The sequence below is a fragment of the Nonomuraea cypriaca genome, assembly GCF_015645445.1.
Lineage (GTDB): Bacteria > Actinomycetota > Actinomycetes > Streptosporangiales > Streptosporangiaceae > Nonomuraea > Nonomuraea cypriaca.
In genome coordinates this window covers 1-7,050 of record NZ_JADOGI010000372.1, presented here as the reverse complement: position 1 = coordinate 7,050, position 7,050 = coordinate 1, and the positions used below count along the sequence as shown (strand labels likewise).

Sequence of the window (7,050 nt, the reverse complement as noted above, 5' to 3'; positions counted from 1 at the left end):
GCCCACCCGTGATCACGACCGAGGGCGACGCGGTGCACTTCCACCTGCCCGCCGAGACCCGTCACGCCCTCGCCGAGATGGCCCTGCGGGGTGGCGCGACGATGTTCATGGTGGTGCACGCGGCGGTGGCGGCGTTGCTGAGCAGGCTGGGCGCGGGCACCGATGTCCCCATCGGGACGCCGGTCGCGGGGCGTCCTGACGAGGCGCTGGCCGGCCTGGTCGGCTTCTTCGTCAACACCGTCGTCCTGCGTACCGACACCGGCGGTGACCCCACCTTCACCGAACTGCTCGACCGCGTCCGCCAATCCGACCTGGCCGCGTTCGACCACGCCGGCGCGCCCTTCGACCAGGTCGTGCAGGCCGTGGCCCCGATCAGGTCCCCCGCCTGGCACCCGCTGTTCCAGGTCATGATCGCCTACCATCCGGCCGCGCGGCCGCTCGACCCGCTGGGAGGGGTGACCGCGCTGCAGGAGGAGGTGGACACGGGCACCGCCAAGTTCGATCTCGCCGTGGCCGTGTCGGAGGAAGGCGACGGGGCGATCGAGTACCGCACGGACCTGTTCACCAGGGGCACGGCCGAGAAGATCGCCGCTTCCCTGGCGGACCTGCTGGGCCGGGTGGCCCGCGATCCGGACACCCGGCTCAGCCGGCTGTCCGTCGACCCGATCGAACACCCGGCGTGGGAGCCGCTCCCCACGGCTCCACGGCCGCCGGGAGCCGCCGGGATCGAGGCCAGGCTGTGCGAGCTCTTCGCCGACGTGCTCGGCATCCCCCGCCCTCGCCCCGACGAGAGCTTCTTCGAGCTGGGCGGTCACTCGCTGCTCGCCGGGAAGCTGATCAACAGGGTCAGAACCGAGTTCGCCGTCCAACTGCCGATCATGACCCTGTTCGAGGCGCCGACCGCCACCGCGCTCGCCGAGCGCGTCACCTCCCCGCACCGCGCAGGGCACGGACTCGACGTGCTGCTGCCCATCAGGACCGGCGGCGACGGCGCGCCGCTGTTCTGTGTGCACCCCCTGTTCGGGCTGGCCTGGTGTTTCTCCGGCCTGGCCGGGCTGCTGGACTCGCCGGTCTACGGCCTGCAGGCGCGCGGCCTGAACCGGCCGGCCGCGCTCCCCGGCAGCCTGGACGAGATGGCCGCCGACTACCTCGCGGCCGTCCGCACCGTACAGCCCGCGGGGCCGTACCGGCTGCTCGGCTGGTCCTTCGGCGGAGTCGTCGCGCACGCCATGGCCGCCAGGCTCCGCGAGGAAGGGGAGCAGGTCGGCCTGCTGGCCATGCTCGACTCCTACCCGCTCCTGCCCGGCGAGGAGCCCGAGACCGGCGACGACGAGCAGGACGCCCTGCGCTTCCTGCTGCGCCTGGCCGGACACGCCGCGCGGGGACCACTCGACCGGCGCGGCGTGGTCCGCTACCTGCGCGCGGCCGGGGGAGTGCCGGCCGAACTCGAGGAACCGACGATCTCCGCGATGATCGATACCGCGATCAACGCCGAACGCCTGATCCAGACCGACCGGCATCCCCACTTCGACGGCGACCTGCTGTTCTTCACCGCCGGCGTGGACAAGAGCGGCTCGGAGCTCGACCCTTCCCGATGGCGTCCCTACGTCGGCGGCGCCATCGAGGACCACACCATCGACTGCGAGCACCACGAGCTGGCCGACCCGGAACCACTCGCCCGCATCGCCCGCGTACTCAAGGAGAGACTGAGATGACCAACCCGTTCGAAGATTCGGAGACCGACTACCTCGTCGTCGTCAACGACGAGGCCCAGCACGCCCTGTGGCCCGCATGGATACCGCTGCCCGAGGGCTGGCGCGACGTGCACGGCCCGGCCGCGCGCGAGCTGTGCCTCCAGTACGTCGAGACGCACTGGACGGACATGCGCCCAGCCGGCCTGGCCCGCGCCATGGACGAGACCTGATCCGTCCGATGAGGCCGTGAGGCCCCTGAGGTCGCGCCCCTGACGGGCGCGGCTTCGGCTTTCACGCTGGTTTTGTGCGGCGCGGCTTCATGCTGCGGCGTCGGTGAGAGGCCGCGCGCGGCGCAGCTCCGGTACGGCCAGCGCCAGCCAGGCGACACCCGCCAGGCAGGCCAGGCCACCCGCGACCACCGCCCCGGCCGGAGACAGCACCCGCGCCAGCCCACCGGCGATCACGTTGCCCACCGCCGGGCCCACCGTGGCCTCGGTCAGCCACAGGCTGCTCACCCGCCCGAGCAGGTGGTCGGGTGTGTTGCCCTGCAGCAGCGCCCCGGCCAGCACCTCCGAGATCACCTGGCCGACCCCCGAGGCCGCCAGGAACAGCAGCGCGAGCCAGAGCTCGCCGCTCACCCCGAAGCACACCATCGCCAGACCCCACAGCGCGACGGCTCCGATCAGCCAGCGCCCCGGCCTGCGCACGCCCGCCACCCATCCGCTGGTCAGCGCCGCGAGCAGCGCGCCCGTCGCGGGCGCGCTGTAGAGCAGGCCCACCACCGTCGCGCCGCCCTCGAACCGGCCGGCGGCCAACTCGGGGAAGACGGCGTACGGCATGGCGAAGAGCGTGCCGCACAGGTCGAGCAGGATCAGCCCCGAGATCAGCCGGTTGCGCATGGCATGGCGCGCCCCTTCGACGAGCGCACGCAGCGGGCGACGGTCCGCCGCCGCCACGTCCCGCGCGGGAACCAGCGGCCGGACATGGCAGAGCAGGACGATCGTGACGACTGTGGTGAGCGTCGTCAGCCCGAAGCACGCCGCCAGCCCCGGACCCGCGATGAGCAGGCCGCCGGCCGACGGACCTGCCACCGTGCCGAGTTGCGTCGTCGTCGAGGTGAGCGCCTCGGCCGCCGCCAGCCGTTCCCGGCCCACCAGCGCGGGAACGGCCGCCATCAACGCGGTCTCGCTGAGTCCGTCGGCCAGCCCGATCAGGGCCGCGCAGCCGTACAGCGTCAAGAGCCCTGGTTCCGGCAGCATCGCGTTGAGCCACAGACCCGCGAACCCCACCGCGGCGGTCGCACGCGACCAGATGATCAGCCGCCGCCTGTCCAGCCGGTCGGCGAGCACACCACCGGCCAGCGTGCCGGCCAGCAGCGGCCCGCCGAGCGCCAGGCTCACCAGGGCCACGTGAAAGGAGGAGCCGGTCAGCTCGAACACCTGCAGGGACAGCGCGACTCCCGTCACACCGATGCCGAGGAGGGAGACCAGACGGGCGGCGAAGACGAATCTGAAGTCGCGGCTGGCGCGAAGCGGAGCAACGTCGACGACGAACTGTCCCAGGCGCATACGCGGCCTTCCTGGAGGGGGCAGGCTACGGCAACATTAACCCAATTTAGGTAAGCCTTGCCTAATGTAGGGTAATCCGTCCCATGCGGTGACTCCCAGACGGTTCGTGGAGCCCAGGTCGAACACGCCGGCGACGCGCCGGCCGGCACCGACGACCAGGGTGGTGCCGACCTCGGGCGGCCGCCGGGCTGCCGACGGTGGAGGACTGCGCCGCACAGCCCGCGAGACAGAGCACGGCGGTCAGGAAGGCCCGAACAGCGGAAATGACAGTCATCGGGCTCATCCTGCCGCAGAACTCGCCGGTGTCAGGACGCGCTGGACCGCGGGGACAACAGCGGCGAGCCTCAGAATTCCAGCAGGTAGAAAACGGCCGTCCGCTTCATCGCCGGGATCAGCCTGGCGATCACGGCTGCGACGCGGTGCTGCGCCGTCAGCCGGTCGAACCCTTCCATGTCGAACGCGCTCAGCGTGCTCACGCAGCGCAGCCTCGGATGGATCACCAGCAGATCGTCGGGGCCGTCGATGCCCCACTGCATCGTGGCCCCGGCCTTCTGAACCGGCTTGTTGCGCCACTGCAGCCGCACCCCGCGCGTGCTCAGGGCGTCGAAGACGAGCCGGCCGCCGGCGAACCGGTCGACGATGGCCCGCAGGAGCGCCGCGCCCCGCATCGGGTCGAGGTAGTAGAGCAGGCCCTCGGCGACGACCAGCACGTCGGTGTCGCGGGGGACCTGCTCCAGCCAGGCCAGGTCGGTGACCGAGGAACCGATCGTGGTGTAGCCGGTGCGCGCGGGGAACAGCCGGCCGCGCAGGTCGATCACATCGGGGTAGTCGACGTCGTACCAGCGGACGGTGGGCGGCGGTGCCATCCGGTGGTAGCGGGTGTCGAGCCCGCAGCCCAGGTGGAGCACGGTCGCCTGGGGATGCTCCGTGAGGTATTCGGCCGCCCACGTGTCGATGAAACGGGCCCTCAGCGCGACGGCGCGGCCGGTGCCGGCGTTCATGCCCGTCTTGGCGAAGTCGTGATCGATGCGGTCGATCACCTCTGAGGCCAGCTCGTCGCCGAGGATCGGTTGCGGGGATCGGGCGTCGAGCGCCCGGCCGTGCAGGGTGGCGAGGAGCGTGGCCTTCTCCTCGGTCAGGTGCACTTTCTCGGGGGGCATGCCCTCACCGTACAGAGCGGAGGCGTTCTCATGTTGTAGGACCGAGTAGCTGAAGGCCGTCGGCGGGATGGCTGCGGAACAACAAGAAGCCCCAGTCTCCCGGCATGAGCCGTGAGCTGGGGCTACAACTCCTGTTCGACCAGATCGGACCTGGTCTGCTATGGAGCCTGGTGGACGATACTGGGATTGAACCAGTGACCTCTTCCGTGTCAGGGAAGCGCTCTCCCGCTGAGCTAATCGTCCTTATTGAGTTGAAACTCAGAGCGGAAGACGGGATTCGAACCCGCGACCCTCACCTTGGCAAGGTGATGCTCTACCACTGAGCCACTTCCGCATGGCGTTGTCCTTACTTTAGCGGATCCCGAGGGGTCCGCCGGTCCCGAGGTGGAGACGGGATTTGAACCCGTGTAGACGGCTTTGCAGGCCGCTGCCTCGCCTCTCGGCCACTCCACCAGGAGTTTTACTCCGAGCGGAAGACGGGATTCGAACCCGCGACCCTCACCTTGGCAAGGTGATGCTCTACCACTGAGCCACTTCCGCGTGAATCCCCGGCGACATGTGCCGGGCCACGGGAAAACCATATCGTCTCCGTGGAGTGCCTGCGTGCAGCGAGAGGTCGCGGGCCCGAAATTCAGTGGATCATGCGGACGTCCTTCGCCATGACGAACATCACCCGGTGCCCGAGCTGGATCTGGTGGTAGCGGACCGCTCCTGTGGTGGTCACGTGCCTGGCCGGGTCGAACGCGTTGGCGGAATAGTACGAACCCGTGATCGTGTCGCCCACCGTGTACGCCTGACCCGGGGAGATCCTGTACTGCAGCGGTGCCAGCGGCTGGTACGAGGCGCTCTTGTAGGCGGACCTCTCCGGATACGCGCGGCCGTACACCTTCGTGTCAGGCCGCAGCGGCGTGACGAGCGGGCCCTTGGCGGGGACGGCGGTGGGCTTCGAGTGCGGGTTGTGGAACCAGGCCTTCTGGCCCAGGTACCAGATGGCCGTCCAGTCGCCCTGCCGGCCCGCGACCGCGTAGCGCTGGCCGGTCGAGGCGCGGGCGCTGTGGTCGTACACGCTGTACGTGCTGGGCTTGCCCGGATGCTTGCCGATGTCCGCCACCAGCGGGGACGAATGGCTCGGCTGCTTGTGCAGCCACACGGTGGCGGCGCCGTGCGGCGGGCAGGCGTGGCCGGCCTTGGTGGTCGTGCAGCCGGTGAAGCGCGGCCGGTTGGCGTTGTACGACGGGCGGATCATGATGGAGTCGCCCTTCTTGGCCGCTCTGAGCGGCTTGTTCATGAGCTCGAAATAGTGCGCCCAGTCCCAGTACGGGCCCGGGTCCTCATGCATGCCGGCGACCGTCTTCTGCGTCGTGCCCGGTACGTTGTCGTGGCCGAGGATGTGGGCGCGGTTGAGCGGGATGTCGTGCTTCGCGGCCAGGTATTTGACGAGCTTGGCCGACGACCGGTACATCGCCTCCGTGTACCAGGTGCCTCCCTTGGCCAGGTAGCCCTCGTGCTCGATGCCGATCGAGCGGGTGTTGACGTCCCAGTTGCCCGCGTGCCAGGCGATGTCACGCGTCGGCACGTGCTGGGCGACATGTCCGTCGCGGGAGCGGATGGTGTAGTGCCAGCTCACGTACTTCGGGTTGCGGATCATGGAGGGGATGCCCTGGTACGTTCCCTCGGTGTCGTGGATGACGATGTAGTCGACGGCCCGGTCCCGGCTCAGCCGGTCATGGTTGCCGTAGTCCCTGTTGTTCCTCTTGCCGAAGCGCTTGTGGGCGGCGGGCATCCACTCGCAGGCCAGGGACGCCGGGCACTCGGCCCGCCCCGACGCCCGTTTCCGCCCGTCGTCCCCGTCGTGCCCGTCGTCCCCGTCACGCCGGTCACGTTTGTCGTGCCCGTCGTCCCCGTCGTCCCCGTCGTTTCTGGACTGTGCGGCGTGCCCGGTGTGTTCGGGGAACTGGGAGAGCGGGGCCTCCTTCGGCTGCCAGTCGGGAACGGACTGGCCGTCGATCCCCGGCTGAGTGTCGTATTCCGGCCCGGCGTCCATCTCCGGCTGCGTGTCGAATTCCGGTGGAGTGTTGATCTGGGTGTCGGTGTACCCCTCCATGGGATCCTGCTCGTCGGTGTCGGTCCGGTCGTCGGTGGGGTTCTCCGAGGCGCGGCCGGACTTGGGGAGGGTCTGTACGGGATCGAGCCGTACCAGGTGACCGTCGTCGGTGCGGCGCTCCACGCCCTGCCGCATCACCGAGAACACCTCGTCGGCGAACCGCCTGGCGGCGACCGGATCGTCGGTGCCCGAATAGCGTTCGATCGCGTCGTGCCAGTCGGCGGGGTCGGCGCTCGGCCGGTCCTGGTAGGAGGCGAGGAGGGCGGCGCCGCCCCTGATGTTCGCGGCCGGGTCCTCGCGCAGCCGGGCGGCGGAGACGCCGATCAGGCGGCTCGCCTCGGGCAACGTCGTCCGCTGCGGCGGCAGGGCCGTTCTGAGCGCGGACGAAGCGGAGAGCTCGCTCTCCGTTTCGGGCAAGGGCCTCTTCCATGCTTTTTGGGGGGGACGCGGGGGGCTTGCCCCCTGCGGGACGGAGAGCTCGCTCTCCGTTTCGGGCAAGGGCCTCTTCCATGCTTTTTGGGGGG

Annotated in this window: 5 protein-coding genes and 4 tRNA genes; 2 read left to right on the top strand and 7 right to left on the bottom strand. The window is 70.0% G+C overall.

Annotated features, from left to right (window positions below; genetic code table 11):
- Both ITP53_RS52840 and ITP53_RS52835 read left to right on the top strand, forming a co-directional pair.
- Positions 1 to 1,715 (top strand): thioesterase domain-containing protein (locus ITP53_RS52840; protein ID WP_236052170.1); only part of this gene is annotated, 1,715 nt, incomplete at its 5' end.
- A complete protein-coding gene (locus tag ITP53_RS52835) occupies positions 1,712 to 1,924 on the top strand; it encodes an MbtH family protein (protein WP_195903046.1) in 213 nt (70 codons plus the stop codon). The genes ITP53_RS52840 and ITP53_RS52835, both read left to right, overlap by 4 nt.
- An 87-nt stretch (positions 1,925 to 2,011) precedes the next feature.
- Here ITP53_RS52835 and entS read toward each other — a convergent pair whose 3' ends face one another.
- The 7 genes from entS to ITP53_RS58800 all read right to left on the bottom strand — a co-directional run bounded on the left by entS (position 2,012) and on the right by ITP53_RS58800 (position 6,943).
- The gene (entS, locus tag ITP53_RS52830; RefSeq protein WP_195903045.1) at positions 2,012 to 3,262 is read right to left on the bottom strand and encodes an enterobactin transporter EntS; all 1,251 of its coding nucleotides are present in this window, start codon (positions 3,260 to 3,262) and stop codon (positions 2,012 to 2,014) included.
- A gap of 344 nt (positions 3,263 to 3,606) precedes the next feature.
- Positions 3,607 to 4,422, bottom strand: coding sequence for a class I SAM-dependent methyltransferase (locus tag ITP53_RS52825; RefSeq protein WP_195903044.1), 816 nt, complete (start codon positions 4,420 to 4,422; stop codon positions 3,607 to 3,609).
- Between the two features lie 168 nt (positions 4,423 to 4,590).
- A tRNA-Val gene (locus ITP53_RS52820) sits at positions 4,591 to 4,665 on the bottom strand.
- Between the two features lie 19 nt (positions 4,666 to 4,684).
- Positions 4,685 to 4,756 (bottom strand) — tRNA-Gly (locus ITP53_RS52815).
- Positions 4,757 to 4,804: 48 nt separating this feature from the next.
- Positions 4,805 to 4,875 (bottom strand) — tRNA-Cys (locus tag ITP53_RS52810).
- 15 nt (positions 4,876 to 4,890) lie between these two features.
- Positions 4,891 to 4,962, bottom strand: a tRNA-Gly gene (locus ITP53_RS52805).
- Between the two features lie 91 nt (positions 4,963 to 5,053).
- Positions 5,054 to 6,943, bottom strand: a complete 1,890-nt coding sequence (locus ITP53_RS58800) for an N-acetylmuramoyl-L-alanine amidase (protein WP_236052169.1) — start codon at positions 6,941 to 6,943, stop codon at positions 5,054 to 5,056.
- Between the last annotated feature and the right edge of the window lie 107 nt (positions 6,944 to 7,050).